Origin of the sequence: Kitasatospora sp. NPDC098652, from assembly GCF_044760155.1 — a bacterium.
Taxonomy (GTDB): Bacteria; Actinomycetota; Actinomycetes; order Streptomycetales; family Streptomycetaceae; genus Kitasatospora.
In genome coordinates this window covers 134,646-155,585 of sequence record NZ_JBIWAQ010000017.1, presented here as the reverse complement: position 1 = coordinate 155,585, position 20,940 = coordinate 134,646, and the positions used below count along the sequence as shown (strand labels likewise).

21 protein-coding genes are annotated in these 20,940 nt (G+C 74.5%); 16 read left to right on the top strand and 5 right to left on the bottom strand.

Annotation, left to right across the window (positions count from 1 at the left end; translation table 11 throughout):
• Positions 1–126: 126 nt before the first annotated feature.
• Positions 127–816, bottom strand: coding sequence for a phosphonatase-like hydrolase (locus ACIQWA_RS30065; protein ID WP_402487809.1), 690 nt, complete (start codon positions 814–816; stop codon positions 127–129).
• A gap of 5 nt (positions 817–821) precedes the next feature.
• Positions 822–1,583: a GntR family transcriptional regulator gene (locus ACIQWA_RS30060; protein WP_402487807.1), complete on the bottom strand. Its 762-nt coding sequence runs from the start codon at positions 1,581–1,583 to the stop codon at positions 822–824.
• 163 nt (positions 1,584–1,746) lie between these two features.
• On the opposite strand from ACIQWA_RS30060, the gene ACIQWA_RS30055 reads away from it, so the two are divergent.
• Positions 1,747–2,949 carry a TIGR03364 family FAD-dependent oxidoreductase gene (locus ACIQWA_RS30055; protein WP_402487805.1) on the top strand — a complete coding sequence of 401 codons (1,203 nt, stop codon included), beginning with the start codon at positions 1,747–1,749 and terminating at the stop codon, positions 2,947–2,949.
• 153 nt (positions 2,950–3,102) lie between these two features.
• On the opposite strand, the gene ACIQWA_RS30050 is transcribed toward ACIQWA_RS30055, so the two are convergent.
• Positions 3,103–3,870: a maleylpyruvate isomerase family mycothiol-dependent enzyme gene (locus ACIQWA_RS30050; protein WP_360236878.1), complete on the bottom strand. Its 768-nt coding sequence runs from the start codon at positions 3,868–3,870 to the stop codon at positions 3,103–3,105.
• A gap of 328 nt (positions 3,871–4,198) precedes the next feature.
• On the opposite strand from ACIQWA_RS30050, the gene ACIQWA_RS30045 reads away from it, so the two are divergent.
• Positions 4,199–6,415, top strand: a complete 2,217-nt coding sequence (locus ACIQWA_RS30045) for a germacradienol/geosmin synthase (RefSeq protein WP_402487803.1) — start codon at positions 4,199–4,201, stop codon at positions 6,413–6,415.
• 94 nt (positions 6,416–6,509) lie between these two features.
• Here the strand turns inward: ACIQWA_RS30045 and ACIQWA_RS30040 are convergent, their stop codons facing one another.
• The gene (locus ACIQWA_RS30040) at positions 6,510–6,884 is read right to left on the bottom strand and encodes a cupin domain-containing protein (RefSeq protein WP_402487801.1); all 375 of its coding nucleotides are present in this window, start codon (positions 6,882–6,884) and stop codon (positions 6,510–6,512) included.
• A gap of 70 nt (positions 6,885–6,954) precedes the next feature.
• The gene (locus ACIQWA_RS30035) at positions 6,955–7,377 is read right to left on the bottom strand and encodes an SsgA family sporulation/cell division regulator (protein ID WP_360236869.1); all 423 of its coding nucleotides are present in this window, start codon (positions 7,375–7,377) and stop codon (positions 6,955–6,957) included.
• 296 nt (positions 7,378–7,673) lie between these two features.
• Here ACIQWA_RS30035 and ACIQWA_RS30030 point away from each other — a divergent pair, with 296 nt between their 5' ends.
• The 14 genes from ACIQWA_RS30030 to hypF all read left to right on the top strand — a co-directional run bounded on the left by ACIQWA_RS30030 (position 7,674) and on the right by hypF (position 20,940).
• Positions 7,674–8,120, top strand: a complete 447-nt coding sequence (locus ACIQWA_RS30030; RefSeq protein WP_402487799.1) for a cupredoxin family copper-binding protein — start codon at positions 7,674–7,676, stop codon at positions 8,118–8,120.
• Between the two features lie 6 nt (positions 8,121–8,126).
• Positions 8,127–8,582: a hypothetical protein gene (locus ACIQWA_RS30025; RefSeq protein ID WP_402487797.1), complete on the top strand. Its 456-nt coding sequence runs from the start codon at positions 8,127–8,129 to the stop codon at positions 8,580–8,582.
• Between the two features lie 160 nt (positions 8,583–8,742).
• Positions 8,743–10,434 (top strand): enoyl-CoA hydratase-related protein, encoded by a 1,692-nt coding sequence (locus ACIQWA_RS30020; RefSeq protein WP_402487795.1) that lies wholly within the window; start codon positions 8,743–8,745, stop codon positions 10,432–10,434.
• A 132-nt stretch (positions 10,435–10,566) separates the two neighbouring features.
• Positions 10,567–11,613 (top strand): hydrogenase expression protein HypE, encoded by a 1,047-nt coding sequence (locus ACIQWA_RS30015; RefSeq protein WP_402487793.1) that lies wholly within the window; start codon positions 10,567–10,569, stop codon positions 11,611–11,613.
• A 105-nt stretch (positions 11,614–11,718) separates the two neighbouring features.
• Positions 11,719–13,506 (top strand): nickel-dependent hydrogenase large subunit, encoded by a 1,788-nt coding sequence (locus tag ACIQWA_RS30010; RefSeq protein ID WP_402487791.1) that lies wholly within the window; start codon positions 11,719–11,721, stop codon positions 13,504–13,506.
• On the top strand, positions 13,503–13,967 hold the full coding sequence (locus ACIQWA_RS30005; protein ID WP_402487789.1) for a thioredoxin: 465 nt from the start codon (positions 13,503–13,505) through the stop codon (positions 13,965–13,967). The genes ACIQWA_RS30010 and ACIQWA_RS30005 overlap by 4 nt, the downstream gene beginning before the upstream one ends.
• Positions 13,967–14,614, top strand: a complete 648-nt coding sequence (locus ACIQWA_RS30000) for a DUF5947 family protein (RefSeq protein WP_402487787.1) — start codon at positions 13,967–13,969, stop codon at positions 14,612–14,614. Before ACIQWA_RS30005 ends, ACIQWA_RS30000 begins: the two co-directional genes overlap by 1 nt.
• Entirely contained in the window at positions 14,611–15,255 is a 645-nt protein-coding gene (locus tag ACIQWA_RS29995) for a DUF6084 family protein (protein WP_360236845.1), read from the top strand. The genes ACIQWA_RS30000 and ACIQWA_RS29995 overlap by 4 nt, the downstream gene beginning before the upstream one ends.
• Positions 15,252–16,634: a hypothetical protein gene (locus tag ACIQWA_RS29990; RefSeq protein WP_402487785.1), complete on the top strand. Its 1,383-nt coding sequence runs from the start codon at positions 15,252–15,254 to the stop codon at positions 16,632–16,634. The genes ACIQWA_RS29995 and ACIQWA_RS29990 overlap by 4 nt, the downstream gene beginning before the upstream one ends.
• The gene (locus tag ACIQWA_RS29985) at positions 16,631–17,206 is read left to right on the top strand and encodes a hydrogenase maturation protease (protein ID WP_402487783.1); all 576 of its coding nucleotides are present in this window, start codon (positions 16,631–16,633) and stop codon (positions 17,204–17,206) included. Before ACIQWA_RS29990 ends, ACIQWA_RS29985 begins: the two co-directional genes overlap by 4 nt.
• Positions 17,200–17,304 carry a DUF6893 family small protein gene (locus ACIQWA_RS29980; protein ID WP_380397724.1) on the top strand — a complete coding sequence of 35 codons (105 nt, stop codon included), beginning with the start codon at positions 17,200–17,202 and terminating at the stop codon, positions 17,302–17,304. Before ACIQWA_RS29985 ends, ACIQWA_RS29980 begins: the two co-directional genes overlap by 7 nt.
• A gap of 116 nt (positions 17,305–17,420) precedes the next feature.
• Positions 17,421–17,801 (top strand): hydrogenase maturation nickel metallochaperone HypA, encoded by a 381-nt coding sequence (gene hypA / locus ACIQWA_RS29975; protein ID WP_402487781.1) that lies wholly within the window; start codon positions 17,421–17,423, stop codon positions 17,799–17,801.
• A 5-nt stretch (positions 17,802–17,806) separates the two neighbouring features.
• A complete protein-coding gene (gene hypB / locus ACIQWA_RS29970) occupies positions 17,807–18,610 on the top strand; it encodes a hydrogenase nickel incorporation protein HypB (RefSeq protein ID WP_402487779.1) in 804 nt (267 codons plus the stop codon).
• The gene (hypF, locus tag ACIQWA_RS29965) at positions 18,607–20,940 is read left to right on the top strand and encodes a carbamoyltransferase HypF (protein ID WP_402487777.1); all 2,334 of its coding nucleotides are present in this window, start codon (positions 18,607–18,609) and stop codon (positions 20,938–20,940) included. The genes hypB and hypF overlap by 4 nt, the downstream gene beginning before the upstream one ends.

Genomic DNA, 20,940 nt, shown 5'->3' with positions numbered 1-20,940 from the left:
GGGGTGCGGCATTCCGGGGGGCGGGGGCGGCGGACCCTGACGAGATCCTCTCGCCGTCTTGACACCTGCTCCCGCCGCCGGGGCGCGATCCGGTGGCGGGAGCAGCGGGAGCAGCGGGCCGTGGGGTCAGGCCGTGGGGGAGGTCTCGGGCAGGGCGGGGATCTCGGTGACGCTCGCCAGCACGTGGGTGTGCGGGTGCCCGTCGAAGTCGGCCCGGGTGAGCTCCCCGGTCAGCACCCCGACGACCACGCCGGCCCCGGCGTTGCGGCCGGCCTCGACGTCGACCACGGTGTCCCCGGCGGTCAGCACCCGGCGGGTGTCGATCACCCCGGTCTTCTCCATCGCCCGGTGGATCATGTGCGGGGCCGGGCGGCCGCGCGGGACCTCGTCCGAGGTGACGACGGCGTCCAGGTTGCCGCCCTCGCCGGTGGACCAGCCGAGCGACTCCAGCAGCGGGTGGGCGACGTCGTCGCTGAACCCGGTGGTGAGCGCGACCTTGATGCCGCGGCGGCGCAGCTCGGCCAGGGCCTCCTCGACGCCCTCGATGGCCTGCGGGGGGTTGGTGCGGTAGGCCTCGCGCAGGAACTCCGCGAAGGCCGCGTAGCTCTCCTCGACCAGCTCCGGGGTGGGGGTGCCGCCGCCGATGCGGACCAGGGCGGCGATGGCCTCGCGCTTGTCGGTGCCCATCCAGGTCTGGAGGTCGGCCTCGGCGACGGCCACCCCGTTGCGTTCGACGGCGGTGCGCAGCGCGCGGTACACGGCGCCGGACTCGTTGATGGTGGTACCGGCCATGTCCAGGGCGGCGAGCTCGATCACGGTGTTCAGTCCTCTTCGGTGCGGTAGCGGCCGATCACGGTCCGGCCTTCGACGGTGTTCTCGATGGTGAAGGTGGCCATCGCGGGCAGGTAGCGGTCGTCGGCGTCCTCCAGCGGCACGCCCCGGCCGGAGGTGGTGAGCCGGCGCACCCGCAGCAGCGGGTCCCCGGTGGCGATCCGCAGGAGCTCGGCGTCGCGCGGCCCGGCGGCGACGGCGTCGATGGTGTGCCGGGCGTGGTGCAGGTCGACCTCGCGGCGCAGCAGCTCCTGGTAGACCGAGCCGGTGTCCGGGTCGAAGTCGAACAGGACCCGGCCGACCTCGTGGACGAAGGTGGAGCGTTCGAGCATGGCGGGGACGCCGTCCAGCAGCCGCAGGCGGACGAGTTCGACCACCGGCTCGCCCTCGGCGAGCCCGAGCCGGGCGGCCGCCTCCGGGGCGGCCCGGCGGCGGGCCACCTCCAGGGTGTGCTGCCCGGGCTCGCGGCCGATGCTGCGGGCCCACTGGGTGAAGGACAGGAAGGTGCCGAAGGGCTGGGAGGGCGTGGTGCGGTGGGCGACGGGCGGTTTGCCGCGTCCGCCGACCAGGCTGCCCGTGCTCCGCAGCATGGCCAGGGCCTGGCGGACCGGGCCGCGGGAGGTGCCGAACTCGGCGCAGAGCTGCGACTCGCTGGGCACCGGCTCGCCCTCCGGCCACTCGCCGGACTCGATGCGGCGCAGGAACTCCGCGCCGAGCCGTTGGTGGAGAGGGAGCTCCTCACTTGTCTTCACAAGTCGACTATGACACCCCGGGCCGGAACTTCTCAAGGCCGGTCCACCTGCGGATTCTCCTGTTCATCCAAGTTCCCCCGAAGATCGTCCGGTGGGTGAACAGGGGGTGACTTGTACATACATCTCTTGACTCCGGCGCTCGCCGGCCGCTTGGCTGGGGCCCATGAGCAGCAGCACCGCATCCGCAACCACCCCCGCCGTCTCCCCCTCGCACGACACCGCCGGCGCGCCCGGCCGCAGCGACGTGGTGATCGTCGGCGCCGGCATCGTCGGCCTGGCCCACGCCTTCGAGGCGCTCGGCAACGGACTGTCCGTCACCGTGGTGGAGCGCGACCGACAGCCGGTCGGTGCCTCGATCCGCAACTTCGGCCACTGCTGCATCACCGCCCAGGACGGCGAACTGCTCGGCCTGGCCCGGCGCTCCCGCTCCGGCTGGCTGCGCGCCGCCGCGGCGGCCGGCTTCTGGGCCGAGGAGGCCGGCGCGCTGGTGGTGGCCCGGTCGGAGACCGAGGCGGCCGTGCTGGCCGAACTGCGGGCCGACCGGGGCGAGGACGCCGTCCAGTTGCGCACCGCCGCGCAGACGGCCGAGGCGCTCGGCCGAGCGGGCGGGGAGGCCGCCGGCAATCTGGTCGGCGGCGCGCTGCTCCCCGCCGACCTGCGGGTCAACCCGCGCGAGGCAGCGCCCGCGCTGGCCCGCTGGGTCGCCGAGCACCCGCGCGGCCGGGTGCTGTGGGGCACCGCCGTCACCGGCGTCGAGTCCGGCGCGGTGCACACCACCCGCGGCCCGGTGCAGGGCGACCGGATCCTGGTCTGTGTCGGCCACGACCTCGACTACCTGTTCCCCGACGTCGCCGAGGAGCACGAGATCGAGCGCTGCCGCCTGAGCATGGCCCGGGCCGAGGCCCCGGCCGGGTTCCGCACCAACGCGGCGGTGCTGACCGCCACCTCGATGCTCCGTTACGACGCCTTCACCACCCAGCCGTCGGCCGCTCCGCTGCGCTCGGAGGTGCTCGGCCACAGCGCGGAGCTGCTGGGGATCGGCGCCAATGTGATGTTCACCCGGCTGCCGGACGGCACCCTGCTGGTCGGCGACTCGCACCACTACGACGCCACCACCCCGCCGTTCGTCGAGGAGCGCACCTACGAGCTGCTGATCGCCGCCGTCGCCCGGGTGCTGGGCGTGCCGGACCTGCGGATCCTGGAGCGCTGGCAGGGCGTCTACGCCAGCAGTGCGCGCGGCCCGCTGCTGGTGCGCGACCTGGCCCCGGGCGTACGGGCGATCTCGGTCACCTCGGGCGTCGGGATGACCCTCTCCTTCGGCCTGGCGGCCGCCACCTTCGACGGCACCCTGGCCGCGACGGACTGAGCCCCGGTGCCCGGACCGCCGGACGGGCGGACGGGAGGTCGGCCGCCCGTACCGGTGGCGTGCGGGTGGGGTGCCGGTGGGGTGGAACGACAGCACCGGCCGAGCCCCGACGGGCCCGGCCGGTGACGTGTCCGGACGAGTGTCCGGCGCGGCTCAGAACGCCGAGTGGGCGAACCAGTGCGCCAGCAGCTCCTCGTCCCCGGCGAGCTCGACCCCGGCGGCGGCGCGGTCCAGGCGCCCGTACAGGAGCAGCAGCAGCTCGGCGGCGCCCGCCCGGACGGTGGCGTCGGCGGCCGGGCCGGAGCCGTCGGGGGCGGAGTCCTCCAGGCCGAAGCCGTCGGGGCGCAGCCGGACGAGCCAGTCGCCCTCGCCGTCGGTGCGGGTGAAGCGGATGGTCCGGTTCTCGGCGCGCAGCTCGGCCGTCCCGGGGGCGAAGAGGGTGGCGAAGGGCAGGTTGGTCAGGAACTCGGCCACGCCGTCGGCGGCGAGGGCCGGGTCGATCTCCGGCTCCAGGCCGAGCGCGGTCTCGGCGTCGACGCGGTGGACCAGGGTCTCGAAGAGCATCCGGCGCACCCAGAACCGGGCGTGCTGGTCGGCGCCCCAGGCCCACATCGGCTCGTCGAGGTCGCCCTCGGCGAAGGCGGCGGCGGACTCCCGGGCGGACTCGGCCAGCCAGGCCGGGTACTGCTCGACGCCCTCGGGCAGTCGCAGGTCGACGTCCCGGCTGCGCGGCGGCTGCTGGATCCGCTGCCGGAGCAGGACGGTGAACCAGCGGTGCACGCTGCCGGTGTGGCGGACGAGGTCGGCGAGCGTCCAGCCGGGGCAGCCGGGCACCGGCAGGGCCGGGTCGGCGTCCTGGACGGCGGTGACGAAGCGGGCGGTCTCGGCGGTGACGGCGGCGCCGTGGTCCAGCGGGGTCATGAGGGCTGTCTCCAGTGCTTACGAGAGTGGGTGCGCGTGCTCGCGAGCGTGGCTGTGAGGTCTCGCGGCTCCCCGGGGCGGATTGCGCCCGATGGCTTGCACTCTCAATTTTTCATCAGCTGAAACAATCGGGACGACGCTAGGCCTGAAAGGTTGAGCTTGTCAAGTAAATCTGCGCAGGCGCCGAGCTTCGGGCGCCGAGCTTCGGGCGCCGAGGTCCGGGTGCCGAGGTCCGGGTGCCGAGGTCCGGGGGCGCCGGCGGTGACCGGGCCCGGCGGGGGTCGTTGAGCAGGGGGCCGGACGTCCCCGCGAGAAAGCGTGCAGCCACGTGCCCCAGCCCTTCGAACTCCCCGCCTTCTACCTGCCGTACCCCGCCCGCCTCAACCCCCGACTGGAGGAGGCGCGCGAGCACTCCCGGCAGTGGGCCCGGCGGATGGGCATGCTGGAGGGCTCGGGCATCTGGGAGCAGCGGGACCTCGACGCCCACGACTACCCGCTGCTGTGCGCCTACACCCACCCGGACTGCGACGGGCCCGAGCTCTCGCTGATCACCGACTGGTACGTGTGGGTGTTCTTCTTCGACGACCACTTCCTGGAGACCTTCAAGCGCACCCGGGACCGGGCCGGCGGCAAGGCGTATCTGGACCGGCTGCCCGCCTTCATGCCGCTGAACCTCCCCTTCTCGATGCCCGAGCCGCAGAACCCGGTCGAGGCGGGCCTCGCCGACCTCTGGCTGCGCACCGTCCCCGGCACCTCGCGGGAGTGGCGCGAACGCTTCGCGCTGAGCACCGGGCACCTGCTCGACGAGTCGATCTGGGAGCTGTCGAACATCGGCATCGGCCGGATCCCCAACCCGGTCGAGTACATCGAGATGCGCCGCAAGGTGGGCGGCGCGCCGTGGTCCGCCGGGCTGGTGGAGCACGCGGCGGGTGCCGAGGTCCCGGCGGCGGTCGCCGGCACCCGGCCGCTGCGGGTGCTCCGGGACGCCTTCTCGGACGCGGTGCACCTGCGCAACGACCTGTTCTCCTACCAGCGCGAGACCGAGGAGGAGGGCGAACTGAGCAACGGCGTCCTGGTGTTGGAGACCTTCCTCGGCATCACCACCCAGGAGGCGGCCGACCGGGTCAACGACCTGCTGACCTCCCGGCTCCAGCAGTTCGAGGACACCGCGCTGACCGAACTGCCCCCGCTGTTCGCCGATCACGGCCTCGGCCCGGAGGAGGCGGCCCGGGTGCTCGCGTACGTCAAGGGGCTGCAGGACTGGCAGTCGGGCGGGCACGAGTGGCACCTGCGGTCGAGCCGCTACATGAACGGCGGAGGCGTCAACAGTGCTGTCCCGAAGGCGGGTTCGGGCCTCCCGCTGGGCGGCCTCGGCACCTCGGCGATGGACCTCGAGCGGCTGGGGGCCGCGACCGGCGCGCAGCGCGTACGGAACTTCTCCTTCGTCCCGCACCGGCGCACCGGGCCGTCCCTGGTGCCCGAACTCCGGCTCCCGGCCGAGGTACGGATCAGCCCGCACCTGGCGCAGGCCCGGCAGGGGTCGCTGGAGTGGGCCGAGCGGATGGGCATGCTCGCCCCCGAACCGCGCGCCGGCGGCCGGCCGGTGTGGAGCGAACGGACCCTCACCCGCTCCGACTTCGGACTGCTGGGCGCCGTCACCCTGCCGGACCTCGGCGCCGAGCAGCTGGCCGCCGCCGTCAGCTTCATCACCTGGGGCTGCTACGGCGACGACTACTTCGACGCCGCCTACGGGCAGTCTCGCGACCTGGCCGGGGCCAAACTGGCCGCCGCCCGTCTGCTGGCGCTCACCGCACCGGACCCGGCCGCACCCGTCGCCCCCGCGGACGCGCTGGAGCGTGGTCTCGCCGACCTCTGGTCCCAGCTCGCCGCGCAACTGCCGTCCGCCGCACAGGACACCGTCCGGCGCGTCCTGACGGACCTGTTCGAGGGCTGGGTGACGGAGGTCGCCAACCTGGCCCACCACCGGATCCCCGACCCGGTCGACTTCCTCGAGGTGCGTCGGCAGACCGTCGGCGGGGAGTTCTTCACCATTGTCCCCGGCCTGCTGCGCGGCGGGGCGCTCCCGCCCGAGGTCCGGGCCAGCGGCACGATGCGGGCCGTGGAACTCGCGGCGATCGACCACTCCGCCCTGGTCAACGACCTGTACTCGTACCAGCGGGAGGTCGAGTTCGAGGGCGACTTCCACAACTCGGCCCTGGTCGCGGAGCACTTCTTCGACTGCGGCTACCGGGAGGCGGCGCACGTCGTCGCCGACCTCGTGGACGCCCGGCTGGACCAGTTCGAGCACCTGGTGGCCGCCGAACTGCCCGTCCTCTGCGAGGACTTCCGGCTCGGTGCGGCCGCCCGGGAGGCCGTCGACGAGCACGTCCGCCACCTGCGGGCCTTTCTGGCCGGCAACCTGGACTGGCACGGTCGCAGCGCCCGCTTCTCGGAGGCCGAACTGCGCCGCCACCACGGCCGCGAGCTCACGGGCCCGACCGGACTCGGTACCTCCGCCACCCGGCTCCCGCTGCCGGCCCGCTGAGCCGGGGGCCGGGGCCGGGGGCCGGGGCCGGGGCCGGGGGCCAGGGGCCGGGCGGCCCGCCAGGCCGGGTAGCCGCACCGGGCGCCGGGCGCGGCTACCCGGCCGGCCCGGGGCGCACGGTGAGGCCGGGCCGGCGGCGGTGGACGGTGAGGTAGACCAGGCCGTCCTCACCCGCGCTGACCGCCCGCCGCGCGCCGTGCGGCAGCCAGGCGGTGCAGCCGGGGGAGAGCAGCTGCCGGCCGTTGGCCGTCTCCAGGTGGCCGCTGCCGTCGAGCACCTGGACCAGTACGTCGAGGTCCGGCTCCACATGGGCCGCGACCTCGGCGTTCGCCGGCAGGCGGACGATGTTGGCGTCGAGCTGGCGGCCCTCCTCCTGCAACCGCCACAGCGCCCCGCCGCGGTCGGCGGGGGCCCGGTGCAGCAGGGACTCCAGGTGGGTGAGCACACCTGGTCCGGGGTGGGACGTCAACGCGGCCTCCTGCGGGCGAGCGGCGGTGGGGATCGGCCCGTGGATTCTACGGAGGAGCACCGGGAGCCCCTCAGTCGGCGGCGAGCAGCCGGTCGACGGCCGCGTCGACGTCCAGGTGGTCGGACTCCGCCCCGGCGGGCACCAGCGCGAAGCAGTCCGAGAGGAACGCCGTGACGAGGTCCTCCGGGGCGCTCACCACGGCCCGGCCGACCGGCCCCAGGAGGGTGATCAGCACCTCGCCCACCGCCCCCGGGCGGATCCGCACGTCCCCGCTGCCGACCGGGCCGAGCCGGCCCTCGTTGAGCAGCTCGCGGCTGAAGTACCAGCACACCCGGGCGGCGTCGCCGGTGCACCGGCACGGGGTCAGCGGGAACGCCAGGCAGGCCGCGTACGGGAGGCTCGCGTCGAAGCGGAGCTCGGCCTCGACCGGGACGTCGGGCGCCGGGCCGTCGGGGAAGGTGACGGGCACCGGGCGGACGGTGGACAACTGCATCGGTTCGGCCTCCTGCGATCGCGGCACGCCGGACCGGGGCGGCCCGCCGTACCCGGGGCGCCTACCCGGTGTGCCGACCGGCAGCGGGCGGGGGAGGAACCTCCACAATTCCCCCGCATCGCCGGGGCCTCGGGCGCCGGGCGCCGGGCGCCGGTACGGGGCCGTCGCATTCACTCGCACGGATGAAACGGTGGGCTGTCCGGCGTCCTCGGCGTAGCCGCGACCGGCCCGTGGCGGCGGAGGCTGGGAAGCGCGCCGCTCCCGCCCGCCGCACCCCTCCCGAACGGAGCCCGTCCGTGACCAGCCTCCGGCCCCTCCAGACAGCCGCCGCGCTGCTGCTCTCCGCCGCCCTCGCGGCCTGCTCCAGCTCCGGCACCCCGTCCAACGGCACCACCTCGAACGGTGCGCCCTCGAACGGCGCGCCGTCGGGCGCGGTCACCAGCCCCGCGCAGAGCGGCGCCGTCGCCAGCAGCCCCGCGCAGAGCAGCACCGGAGCCCTCCAGGTCATCATCAAGAACTTCGCCTTCGCCCCCGCGGCCCTCACGGTGAAGGCCGGCCAGACCGTCACCGTGGTGAACCAGGACTCCACCGCCCACACCCTGACGGCCTCCGACAAGTCCTTCGACACCGGGACGATCCAGCCCGGCGCCAGCGCCACCTTCACCGCCCCGCAGCAGAGCGGCGACCACCCGTACATCTGCACCATCCACCCGTTCATGCACGGCACCCTCACCGTCGGCTGACCCGCCGTGGCCCCCCACACCCACGCCCGCCCCCGCGAGGGCCGGCGGCCCGCCGCACTCCTCCTGCGCCTGCTGGCCGTCGCCGGGCTCGCCGTGGACGCGGCCGTCCACGCCCGGCTCGCCGACCGGTACGACGCCATCGGCGACAGCATCAGCCAGGGCACGCTGTTCCGGGCCGAGGCCGCCGCCGCCAGCCTCGCCGCGCTGTTCCTGCTGCTCGGGCGCCGCCGCTCCGCCGTCCTCTTCGGCTGGCTGGTCGCCGCCTCCGGCCTCGGCGCCCTGCTGCTCTACCGCTACGTCGACGTCGGGACCCTCGGACCGCTGCCGAACATGTACGAGCCGATCTGGTTCGCCGACAAGACCCTGGCCGCCTGGGCCGAGGGCGTCGCCACGGCGGCGCTCACCGTCCTGCTGCTGCTCGGCTTCCGCCGCCGACGCCAGGGACCCGAGGAACCAGCCTGAGCGGTGGGACCGCTCGAACGGGTGCTCGCGGTGGGCGCGCCCGGGCCGGGCCCCGCCGCTCGGGTGAACGGGCGGCGCGGCGGGGGCGACGGGCCCGGTGGCGGATGGGGCGGAGGCGATGATCGCCGGGTTCCCCGGGCCCTCACCGTCGGAGGCGGACATGCGGATCCTGCTCCTCGCCAGCGCGTTCAACAGCCTGAGCCAGCGGCTGCACGCCGAACTGCGCGACCGCGGTCACCGTGTCGATGTCCAACTGGCAGGTGATGACGAGGAGTTGCTGGCGACGGTGGCCCGGCTGCGACCGGAGCTGGTGCTCGCGCCGATGCTTCGCAGCGCGATCCCGCGCACGCTCTGGGCCGAGCTCACCTGCCTGGTCGTCCACCCCGGCCCGCCGGGCGACCGCGGCCCGTCCTCGCTGGACCGGGCGGTCCAGGAGGGCCGCACCGAATGGGGCGTCACGGTGCTCCAGGCCGAGGCGGAGATGGACGCCGGACCGGTCTGGGCCTGGGCGCCCTGCCGCTTGCCGGAGCGCGGCAAGAGCGACCTCTACCGCAACGAGGTCTCCGACGCGGCCGTCACGGCCGCGCTGCTCGCCGTGGAGCGCTTCGCCTCCGGCACGTACACCCCGCAGCCGCAGTACGGCCCCGGCTGGCACGGGACGGTGTGCACCCGGCCGTCGCTGCGCCAGGAGGAGCGCCGGATCGACTGGACGGCCGACCCCACCGAGGAGGTGCTGCGCCGGCTCCGCGCCGCGGACTCCCGGCCCGGAGTGCTGGACGTGCTGTGCGGCGCCGAGTGGTACCTGCACGGCGGCCACCGGGAGCCGCTGCTGCGCGGACGCCCGGGCGAGCTGCTCGCCACCCGGGCCGGCGCGGTGTGCCGGGCCACCCCGGACGGCGCAGTGTGGCTCCCCGAACTGCGCCGCCGCCGCACGCCGGGCGGGCCCGCGACGGTCAAGCTCCCGGCGGTGATCGCGCTCGGCGCCCTGCTGCCGCCCCTGCCGGAGCACCCGGCACCGCTGACGGCGGACGAGGGCGAGCACCCGGGCTGGTCGGACCTGGGCTACCGCGAGGACGGCCCGGTGGGCTTCCTGCGGTTCTCCTTCCCCGGCGGGGCGATGTCCGCGGAGCACTGCCGCCGGCTCCTGGCCGCGTACCGCTTCGCGCTCGGCCGCCCGACCTCGGTGCTGGTGCTCGGCGGCGGCCGGGACTTCTTCTCCAACGGCATCCACCTCAACGTGATCGAGGCCGCGCCGGACCCGGCCGCCGAGTCCTGGGCGAACATCACCGCGATGGACGACCTGGTCGCCGGGGTGCTCACCACCACCGACCGGCTGGTGGTCGCCGCCGTCGGCGGGAACGCCGCGGCCGGCGGGGTGATGCTGGCGCTGGCCGCCGACGAGGTGTGGTGCCGGGCCGGTTCGGTGCTCAACCCGCACTACCGGCTGATGGGGCTGCACGGCTCGGAGTACTGGACGTACACCCTGCCGCGCCGGGTGGGCGCGGCGCAGGCGGAGCGGCTGACCGAGCGGGCCCTGCCGGTGTCCGCGGCGGCCGCCGAGCGGATCGGCCTGGTCGACCGGGTGATCGGCGCCGGACCGGAGGAGTTCGGGGCGCACACGGCCCGGCTGGCGGGGCTGCTGGCCGCCTCGCCGTCCCTCCACCGGCGGATCGCGGCGAAGAAGGCGGCGCGCGAGGCCGACGAGCGGGCGAAGCCGCTGGAGGCGTACCGGGCGGAGGAACTCGCGGTGATGCGCCGGCAGTTCTTCACACCCGAATCGCCGTACCACGCGCTGCGGTCCGCGTTCGTGCGCAAGCAGCCGGTGCCCGCCGGGCTCCGCGCCGCGCCGTGACCCGAACGGCCGGTCCGGCTTGCGCGCGCCGGGCGGTCCCGCCGGGCCGGTGGACCGGCGGAAGGCCCGAAGCGTTGCTATGACTGGTCCGAGCCATTTTCGTCCGGCTCCCATCCCCGAGGAGGCATCCTCATGGGTGCTGCAACAACCGACACCGACGTGGTGCACATTCTCTGGATCAACGCCGGCCTCAGCTGCGACGGGGACTCCGTCTCGCTGACCGCCGCGATGCAGCCGAGCATCGAGGAGATCGTCACCGGCGCGCTGCCCGGTCTGCCGAAGATCGCGGTGCACTGGCCGCTGATCGACTTCGAGTGCGGACCGGTCCAGGGCGCCGACAACTTCGTCGAGTGGTTCTTCAAGGCCGACCGCGGCGAGCTCGAACCCTTCGTGCTGGTCGTCGAGGGGTCGATCCCCAACGAGAAGATCAAGAAGGAGGGCTACTGGTGCGGCTTCGGCGACGACCCCGCCACCGGCCAGCCCATCACCACCAGTGAGTGGCTGGACCGGCTCGCCTCCAAGGCGACCGCCGTGGTGGCGATCGGGACCTGCGCCACGTACGGCGGCATCCACGCGATGGCCGGCAACCCGACCGGCGCGATGGGCGTGCCGGACTACCTCGGCTGGGACTGGAAGTCCAAGGCCGGGCTGCCGATCGTCTGCGTGCCGGGCTGCCCGATCCAGCCCGACAACTTCGCCGAGACGCTCACCTACCTGCTGTACCAACTGGCGGGCTCGGCGCCGATGATCCCGCTGGACGACAAGCTGCGGCCCGCCTGGCTGTTCGGCGCCACCGTGCACGAGGGCTGCGACCGCGGCGGGTACTACGAGCAGGGCCAGTTCGCCACCGACTACGGCACCCCCGAGTGCCTGGTGCGGCTGGGCTGCTGGGGCCCCGTCGTCAAGTGCAACGTCGCCAAGCGCGGCTGGATCAACGGCGTCGGCGGCTGCCCGAACGTGGGCGGCATCTGCATCGCCTGCACCATGCCGGGCTTCCCCGACAAGTTCATGCCCTTCATGGACCCGCCGCCCGGCTCGCACATCTCGACCGGTGCCAGCGCCGCGTACGGCTCGCTGATCCGCCGGCTGCGCGGGATCACCCAGAAGACCGTCGACAAGGAACCGAAGTGGCGCCGCCCCGGGAGCCACCTGACCACGGGCTACCGCCCGCCCTGGTGACCGGGGAGGGCCGCACACCTCCCGGTGTGCGGCCCGCGTCGGCCACCGCCCGGCCCGTCGAACCCGCCCAACCCGTAGACCCCTAGACAAGGACACCCAGAGACGATGGCAACACCGATGACCAGGGCGGCCGGCGACGGCAGCGGCCTGACCGAGATGTCGTGGGACCCGATCACCCGGATCGTGGGCAGCCTGGGCATCCACACGAAGATCGACTTCAAGCAGAAGCGGGTCGCGGAGTGCTACAGCACCTCGTCGGTCTTCCGCGGCTACAGCGTCTTCATGCGCGGCAAGGACCCGCGCGACGCCCACTTCATCACCAGCCGGATCTGCGGGATCTGCGGCGACAACCACGCCACCTGCTCGGTCTACGCCCAGAACATGGCGTACGGCGTGAAGCCCCCGCACCTGGGGGAGTGGATCATCAACCTCGGCGAGGCGGCCGAGTACATGTTCGACCACAACATCTTCCAGGAGAACCTGGTCGGGGTCGACTACTGCGAGAAGATGGTCCGCGAGACCAACCCCGGCGTCCTGGAACTGGCCGAACGCACCGAGGCCCCGCACGCCGGCGACCACGGCTACAAGACCATCGCCGACATCATGCGCTCGCTCAACCCGATCGAGGGCGAGTTCTACCGCGAGGCGCTCCAGGTAAGCCGCTACACCCGGGAGATGTTCTGCCTGATGGAGGGCCGCCACGTGCACCCCTCCACGCTCTACCCGGGCGGCGTCGGCACCGTCGCCACCGTGCAGCTGTTCACCGACTACCTGACCCGGCTGATGCGCTACGTCGAGTTCATGAAGAAGGTCGTGCCGCTGCACGACGACCTCTTCGACTTCTTCTACCAGGCCCTGCCCGGCTACGAGGAGGTCGGCCGGCGCCGCGTCCTGCTCGGCTGCTGGGGCAGCCTCAACGACCCGGACCACTGCGACTTCACGTACCGGAACATGACGGACTGGGGGCGGCGGATGTTCGTCACCCCCGGCGTCGTGGTCGACGGCAAGCTCGTCACCAACGACCTCACCGAGATCAACCTCGGCATCCGGATCCTGCTCGGCAGCTCCTACTACGAGGACTGGCAGGGCAAGGAACTGTTCGTCACCCACGACCCGCTGGGCAACCCCGTCGACCCCCGGCACCCGTGGAACCAGCACACCATCCCGCAGCCGCAGAAGCGCAACTTCGACGACAAGTACAGCTGGGTGATGTCCCCGCGCTGGTTCGACGGCAAGGAGCACCTCGCCCTCGACACCGGCGGCGGCCCGATCGCCCGGCTGTGGTCCACCGCCCTGTCCGGCCTGGTCGACATCGGCTACATCAAGGCCACCGGCCACAGCGTGCGGATCAACCTGCCCCGCTCGATGACCAAGCCCGAGGTCACCTTCGAGTGGAAGATCCCGCAGTGGAGCAACGCCATCGAGCGCAACCGCGCCCGCACCTACTTCCAGGCCTACGCGGCGGCCGCCGCCCTGCACTTCGCCGAGAAGGCGCTCGACGAGGTCCGCGCCGGGCGCAGCCAGACCTGGGAGCGCTTCGAGGTGCCGGACGAGTCGATCGGCTGCGGCTTCACCGAGGCCGTCCGCGGCGTGCTCTCGCACCACATGGTGATCCGCGACGGCAAGATCGCCAACTACCACCCGTACCCGCCCACCCCGTGGAACGCCAGCGTGCGCGACAGCTACGGCACCCCCGGCCCGTACGAGGACGCGGTGCAGAACACGCCGATCTTCGAGGAGAACTCCCCGGAGAACTTCAAGGGCATCGACATCATGCGCGCCGTGCGCAGCTTCGACCCCTGTCTGCCCTGCGGCGTGCACATGTACGTCGGCAACGGCCGCACCCTCAAGACCATGCACGTGCCCACCGGCCTGAGCGGGCTCACCGCATGACGGCCGAACAGACCGGGCAGCGGATCCAGCAGGCCCTGGACGCCCTGGCCGGCAGCGGCGCCGAGCAGGCCGGCGAGCAACTCGTCCGCGAGCTCATGGAGTTCTACGGCGAGGGCCTGGCCCGGTTGGTCCCCGCGCTGCCCCCGCCCGCCCTGGAACGGATGCTGGACGACCCGGCGGTGGCCGGACTGCTGCTCCTGCACGACCTCCACCCCGAGGACGTCACCGCCCGGATCGACCGGGCGCTCGCCAACCTGCCCGAGCGGATCGAGGTGCTCGGCTTCACCCCGGAGACCGGCGCCCTGCGGCTGCGCCGGACCGCCTCCGGCTGCGGCTGCGGCGAGCCGGAGGTGGAGGCTGCCCTCGCCTGCCACGCCCCCGAGGTGACGGCCCTGGAACTGGAGCGCGCCCCGCAGCTGCTCCAGATCGGCACCCGTCCGCCCCAGCCCGCGGAGGCGTGATGAACACCCGGAGGGTCTCCCGGGACGGGACCGCCCTGCTGCGCCGGCTGCGCGAGCCGGCACCCCCGCGGCCCGAGCAGTGCGGCCTCTGCGGCCGCGACCTGCCGCCCGGCCACCGCCACCTGGTGGACGTCGAGGAACGAGCCCTGGCCTGCACCTGCACCGCCTGCGGCCTGCTGTTCCAGCAGGAGGGTGCGGCCGGCGGCCGCTACCGCACGGTGCCCGACCGCTTCCTGGTCGACCCGGACGGCGCGCCGGACGAGCGGGTCTGGTCGGTGCTCGGCGTCCCGGTCGGCACCGTCTTCCTGTTCCGCAACGCCGTGCTGGACCGGCTGCTCGCCTTCTACCCCGGCCCGGCCGGCGCCACCGAGAGCGAGGTGGACGAGGAGGCCTGGCAGCGCGCCCTCGGCACCAGCCGACTGGCCGCCGCCCTGGAACCGGAGGTGGAGGCGCTGCTGCTGCGCCGCACCGAGGGCCGGGTCGCCTGCTACCTGGTGCCGATCGACGTCTGCTACGAGCTGGTCGGCCGGCTCCGCCGGTGCTGGCACGGCTTCGACGGCGGCGCCGAGGCCCGGGCCGAACTCGACGCCTTCTTCGGCCGGTTGGCCCTCCGGGCCCGCCCGCTCCCCGCGGCGGTGACGGCGTGACGACGCTCGGCTTCGCCTGCACCGGGGTGCGCTCCGACCCGTACGCGGCCGGGCCCACCCTGGTGTTCCGGCTGCGGATCACCGGGCCCGCCGACACCCGGGTGCACGCCCTCGCCCTCCAGTGCCAGCTGCGGATCGAACCCGCCCGCCGGCCGTACGGCGAGGCCGAGGGGGAACGGCTGGGTGACCTGTTCGGGGAGCGGGAGCGTTGGGGGAGCACGCTCAACCCGATCCAGTTCGCCACCGTGCCGCTGCTGGTGCCCGGCTTCACCGGCGAGACCGAGGCCGACCTCGTGGTGCCGTGCAGCTACGACCTGGAGGTGGCCTGCGCCCGGTACTTCCGGGCCCTGGAGGGCGGCGAGGTGCCGCTGCTGCTGCTCTTCTCCGGCACCGCCTTCGCCGGGCCCGGCGGGTTCCAGGTCACCCCGGTGCCCTGGAACCAGGAGGCCCGGGTGCGGATGCCGGTCCGGGTCTGGCGCGAGGCCGTCGACCAACACTTCCCCGGCTGCGGCTGGCTGCGGCTGCCGGAGGACCTGATGGACGCGCTGCTGGCGCACCGCTCCCGGCGGGCGCTGCCCTCCTGGGAGGCGACGGTGCGCGACCTGCTCGCGACCGCGGCCGTCGGGGAGGGGGTCCGGTGAGCGGGCTCACGGTCGAGTTGCCCGAGGGGATCGAGCGCGGCTTCGCGGCCGCCCGGCAGATCGCCGACGCGGTGCTGCTGGAGGGCTACGTGCTCTACCCGTACCGCGCGTCGGCGGCCAAGAACCAACTGCGCTGGCAGTTCGGCGTGCTGGTGCCGCCCGAGTACACCCGGCAGGGCGGCGAGCACTCGCACCAGCGCACCGAATGCGTCATGGAGGCGCGGCGGGACGACCGGCTCGCGGTGGAGCTGCGCTTCCTGCGGGTCCAGCGGCGAACCGTCGAACGGGCCACCGCCGACGGCGGGTTCGAGCCGGTGGAACGGCTGGAGCTGGCCGACCGGGTGCTGGTCGAATGGGACGAGGGCGCTGAGGAGCGGATCGAACTGCTCGTGCCCGTCGAGGAGTTGGCCGGTGCCGGGGTGCAGCGCGACTTCCGGCTGCCGGGCGTCGGCTCCACCGAGCTGGTGCACGAGCACGGCAGTGCCGTCGGCCGGCTGGTACGGCGGCGCGAACAGGTCGACGGGCTGGTCCGGTTGCGGATCGAGGAACTGTCCGGCCCGTACCGGGCGCAGCGGCTGACCGTCGAGGTGGAGAACGTCTCCGGCTGGACACCGCGCCGCAAGACCGGGCGCGAGGAGGCGCTGGCGCGCTCGCTGGTCTCCGCCCACCTGCTGCTCGGGCTGGAGCACGGCCGCTTCGTCTCGGTCACCGACCCGCCCGAGTGGGCCCGCCCGGCCGTCGAACGCTGCCGCAACGACCGCACCTGGCCGGTGCTGGCCGGACCGGACGGCGGGTACCAGGTGATGCTGTCCTCGCCGATCATCCTGGAGGACCACCCGCGGATCGCCCCGGAGAGCCTCGGCACCCTCTACGACGCCACCGAGATCGACGAGATCCTGGCCCTGCGCACGGCGGCGCTGACCGAGGAGGAGAAGCGCGAGGCGCGGGGCACCGACGACCGGGCCGGGGCGGTGATCGACCTCGCCGATTCCATGCCGCCCGAGGTGCTGGAGCGGCTGCACGGCGCCGTCCGCGGCCTGCGCGCGATCACCGGCTCCGGGGCGGACTCCGACCAGCCCTGGTGGGATCCGGGCAGTGACCCGGAGGTCGACCCCGAGCGGGACAAGGTGCTGGTCGACGGCCGGCCGGTCGGCGCGGGCAGCCGGGTACTGCTGCGGCCCGGGCGGCGGCGCACCGACGCCCAGGACCTCTTCCTGGACGGGCGGACCGCCGTCGTCGAGGCGGTGCTGCACGACGTGGACGGCTCGGTGCACCTCGCCGTCACGGTCGAGGACGACCCGGGCGCCGACCTGTGGCGGGCCCAGGGGCGCTTCCGCTACTTCCAGCCGGACGAGGTCGCCCCGCTGGAGGAGTCGTGACCGGAGGGGCGGTGCTGGTCGCCGGGGTCGGCAACATCTTCCTCGGCGACGACGGCTTCGGCGTGGAGACCGTCCGTCGGCTGGCCGGCGTCGAGCTGCCGGACGGCGTCGAGGCGGTCGACGTCGGGGTGCGCGGCGTCGACCTCGCGTACCGGCTGCTCGACGGCTACCGGACGGCGGTGCTGGTGGACGCCACCTGCCGGGGCGGCCCGCCCGGCACCCTCTACCTCATCGAGGCGGCCGCCGAGCCGCTGGAGGTGCCCGCGCTGGACGGCCACCGGATGGGACCGGACGCCGTGCTCGGCCTGCTCGCCACGCTGGCCGCCGGCACCGGGGCCGAACCGCCCGGGCGGGTGCTGGTGGTCGGGTGCGAGCCGGCCTCGCTGGAGGAGGGCATCGGGCTGAGCGATCCGGTGGCCGCCGCCGTGGACGGGGCCGTGCGGATGGTGCTGGAGGCCGTCGAGGAGGCGGTGCGCCCGGTGGCGTCGAGTGCGTCGGAAGTGTCGGGTGCGTCGAGTATCGGGCCCGAGCGGTCGAGTGCGGAGCCCGAGAGGAGGACAACACCATGCTGAGGAAACTGTTCTGCGCCGCCCTGCTGGCGGGGATCGGCGCGCTGGTCTGGCAGAGCCTGCCGGACCTCAAGCGGTACCTGAGGATCTCGCGGATGTGAGCCGCGGATTGCTGCGAACGGTGCAGCCCCGGACCGGGTGGCGGCGCGGCTTCGAGCCGTGGCCGCCACCGACCCCTGTAATGGGGCGCGTTGCCGCCCGCCGTGGGAAGGGACCGATGCACGAGATGTCGATCGCCGCCGCCGTCGTCGAGCAGGTGGACACGGCCGCGCGCGAACACCGGGCCCCCGGCGTGTCCCGGGTCCGGCTGCAGGTCGGCGAGTTGGCGGGCGTGGTGCCGGAGGCCCTCGACTTCTGCTTCGAACTCGCCTGCGCCGGAACGCTGGTGGAGGGCGCGGTGCTGGACACCGAGTCCGTCGCGGCACGAGCCCGCTGCTCGCCCTGCGCCGTCGAGTGGGCCGTCGGCATGCCGCCGGACCTCGGGTGCCCGGACTGCCGCTCCGGCGTGGGCGTCGAGCTGCTCGCCGGGCGCGAGCTCCAGATCCTCGACGTCGAGTGGGCCGCGGGCCCCGGCGTCCCGGCCGAACAGAAAGGCTGAAACCGATGTGCCAGTCGGGCCACACGGTCGACCTCCGCCGGGCGGTGCTCGCCCGCAACGACGACAGCGCCCACGAGCTGCGGGCCGCGCTGACCGCCCGCAGGACGGTCGCCGTCAACCTGCTCTCCAGCCCCGGCAGCGGCAAGACCGCCCTGCTGGAAGCCGAGTTGGGGCTGGCCCGGCGGCGCGGGATCCCGGTCGCCGCGCTCACCGCCGACCTCGCCACCGAGAACGACGCGCTGCGGCTCGCCCGTTCGGGCGCACCGGTGAAGCAGGTGCTCACGGACGGGCTCTGCCACCTGGAGGCGCGGATGCTCGCCGGGCACCTGGACGGCTGGCTGCCGCAGGACTGCCGGCTGCTGTTCGTGGAGAACGTCGGCAACCTGGTCTGCCCGGCCTCCTACGACCTCGGCGAATCGCTGCGGGTCGTGCTCGCCTCGGTCACCGAGGGCGAGGACAAGCCGCTCAAGTACCCGACCGCGTTCGGGCTGGCCAACCTGGTCCTGGTGACCAAGGCGGACCTCGCGGCGGCGGCCGAGTTCGACGAGGCGGCGTTCCTGGCGAACGTCCAGCGGGTCAACCCCGGGGTGGAGGTGGTGCCCACCTCGGCCCGGACCGGGGACGGCGTGGGGGCGCTGCTGGACCGGGCGCTCGCGGTGCTGGACGGCGCGGCGCCGCACCGGCCGGTGATGGCGGCCGGGCAGGGCGAGCACGCGCACGGCGGTCACGCACACGGGGGGCACGCGCACGTCGGGCAGCCGGGGCACTCGGACGCGGAGTACTCGCACGCGGTGCCGGGGACGCCGTGACGGCGCTCGACCGTGAACGGCGGCGGGTCGCCGTCCGGGGGCTGGTGCAGGGCGTCGGCTTCCGGCCCTTCGTCTTCGCACTGGCCGGGGAGCTCGGGCTGGCCGGCAGCGTCACCAACACCGGGGAGGGCGTCCTCGCCGAGGTCGAGGGCAGCCCGGCCGCCCTGGACGCGTTCTGCCGCCGGGTGGCCGCCGACGCGCCGCCGCTCGCCCAGGTCGCCTCCGTCGAGCACGCGCCGCTCGCCGCCACCGGCGCCACCGGGTTCGCCATCACCCCCTCCCGCACCGACGGGCCCCGGGCCACCCTGATCCCGCCCGACGTCGCCGTCTGTGCCGACTGCCTGGCCGAACTCACCGACCCGGCCGACCGGCGCCACCGCCACCCGTTCATCAGCTGCACCAACTGCGGCCCCCGGCACACCATCGTCACCGGCCTGCCCTACGACCGGGCCAACACCACCATGGCGGGCTTCCCGATGTGCGCGGACTGCGCCCGGGAGTACACCGACCCGGCCGACCGCCGCTTCCACGCCCAGCCCGTGGCCTGCCACGCCTGCGGGCCGCAGCTCGCTCTCACGCTGCGCGGACGCGCCGAACCCGGTGAGCTCGGCGGCCTCGGCGGGCTCGGCGGCGAGGATGCCCTGGCGCAGGCCCGGCGGCTGCTCGCCGACGGGGCGGTGCTCGCCGTCAAGGGCATCGGCGGCTACCACCTGGCCTGCGACGCGCGCGACGCCGCGGCCGTCGCCCTGCTGCGGCGGCGCAAGCGACGCGGCGACAAGCCCTTCGCCGTGATGGCCCGCGACCTCGCCACCGTGGAGGCGCTCGTCCCGGTCGGGCCGGTCGAACGGGAACTGCTCACCGGCGCCGTCCGGCCCATCGTCCTGCTGCGCCGCCCCGGGGGCTTCGCCGCGGACCTCCCGGCCGTCGCCCCGGGCAGCCCCGACCTCGGGGTGATGCTCCCGTACACCCCGCTGCACCACCTGCTGCTCGCCGCGCCCGGGCCCGACCTGCTGGTGATGACCAGCGCCAACCTCTCCGGCGAGCCGATCGTCACCGACGACCGGCACGCGCTCGAAGCGCTCGCCCCGCTGGTCGACGGCTGGCTCACCCACGACCGGCCGATCCACGTGCCCTGCGAGGACTCGGTGGTGCGGGTGGTGGACGGCGAGCAGCTGCCGCTGCGCCGCTCGCGCGGGTACGCCCCGCTGCCGATCCCGCTGCCGGTGCCCGTGCGGCCGGTGCTGGCGGTCGGCGGCGACCTCAAGAACACCTTCGCGCTCGCCCGCGACGGCTACGCCTGGCTGTCCGGCCACATCGGCGACATGGACGACCTGGCCACCCTGCGCGCCTTCGACCGGGCGGTGGACCAGCTCGGCCTGGTCAGCGGGGTGCGGCCCGAACTGCTGGTCGCCGACCGGCACCCCGGCTACCGCTCGCTGCACCACGCCGAGCGCACCGCCGCCGGCCGTCCGGTGCGCCGGGTGCAGCACCACCACGCCCACGTCGCCGCCGTCCTGGCCGAACACGGCTTGGACGGCGGGCGGCCGGTCCTCGGCGTCGCTTTCGACGGCACCGGCTACGGCGAGGACGGCGCGATCTGGGGCGGTGAGCTGCTGCTGGCCGACTACGACGGGTACCGCCGCGTCGCCCACCTCGGCTACGTGCCGCTGCCGGGCGGCGATGCCGCGGTCGAGCGCCCGTACCGGGCGGCGCTCGCCCACCTGCGCGCCGCCGGGCTGCCCTGGGCGGCCGGGCTGCCGCCGGTGCGGACCTGCCCGGAAGGCGAACTGCGCTTGCTGGAGCAGCAGTTGGAGCGCGGGTTGAACTGCGTGCCGACCTCCAGCATGGGCCGGCTGTTCGACGCGGTGTCCTCGCTCGCCGGGGTCTGCCACCGGGCCGGGTACGAGGCCCAGGCGGCGATCGAACTGGAGGCGGCCGCAGTGGAGTTCGGCCCGGCGGCGGGCTACGCCTTCGGGTTCGCGGAGCGCGCTGGCGGCTGGACCGTCGAACCCGGGCCGGTGCTGGCCGGGGTGGTGGCGGACCTGGCGGCCGGTGCGCCGACCGGGCTGATCGCCGCCCGCTTCCACGGCGCGGTCGCCGGGGCCGTCCGGCGGGTCTGCGCGAACGCCCGCCGGGAGTACGGGATTTCGACGGTGGCGCTGAGCGGCGGGGTCTTCGCCAACGCGCTGCTCTCCTCGGCCTGCGCGAGCGGCCTCGGGGAGGACGGCTTCACCGTGCTGCGGCACCGCCGGGTGCCGCCCAACGACGGAGGGCTGGCGCTCGGCCAGCTGATGGTGGCCGGCCGGTCGTCGGCCGCCCGGGAGGAGTGA

What these genes read in the sequence shown, in the direction of transcription:
- ACIQWA_RS30055 (WP_402487805.1), top strand. Translation starts at nt 1,747, where the DNA reads ATGAGCAGCAGCACCGCATCCGCAACCACCCCCGCCGTCTCCCCCTCG.
- ACIQWA_RS30050 (WP_360236878.1), bottom strand. Translation starts at nt 3,870, where the DNA reads ATGACCCCGCTGGACCACGGCGCCGCCGTCACCGCCGAGACCGCCCGC.
- ACIQWA_RS30035 (WP_360236869.1), bottom strand. Translation starts at nt 7,377, where the DNA reads ATGCAGTTGTCCACCGTCCGCCCGGTGCCCGTCACCTTCCCCGACGGC.
- ACIQWA_RS30020 (WP_402487795.1), top strand. Translation starts at nt 8,743, where the DNA reads ATGCGGATCCTGCTCCTCGCCAGCGCGTTCAACAGCCTGAGCCAGCGG.
- ACIQWA_RS30015 (WP_402487793.1), top strand. Translation starts at nt 10,567, where the DNA reads ATGGGTGCTGCAACAACCGACACCGACGTGGTGCACATTCTCTGGATC.
- ACIQWA_RS30010 (WP_402487791.1), top strand. Translation starts at nt 11,719, where the DNA reads ATGGCAACACCGATGACCAGGGCGGCCGGCGACGGCAGCGGCCTGACC.
- ACIQWA_RS30005 (WP_402487789.1), top strand. Translation starts at nt 13,503, where the DNA reads ATGACGGCCGAACAGACCGGGCAGCGGATCCAGCAGGCCCTGGACGCC.
- ACIQWA_RS30000 (WP_402487787.1), top strand. Translation starts at nt 13,967, where the DNA reads ATGAACACCCGGAGGGTCTCCCGGGACGGGACCGCCCTGCTGCGCCGG.
- ACIQWA_RS29980 (WP_380397724.1), top strand. Translation starts at nt 17,200, where the DNA reads ATGCTGAGGAAACTGTTCTGCGCCGCCCTGCTGGCGGGGATCGGCGCG.
- hypA (WP_402487781.1), top strand. Translation starts at nt 17,421, where the DNA reads ATGCACGAGATGTCGATCGCCGCCGCCGTCGTCGAGCAGGTGGACACG.
- hypB (WP_402487779.1), top strand. Translation starts at nt 17,807, where the DNA reads ATGTGCCAGTCGGGCCACACGGTCGACCTCCGCCGGGCGGTGCTCGCC.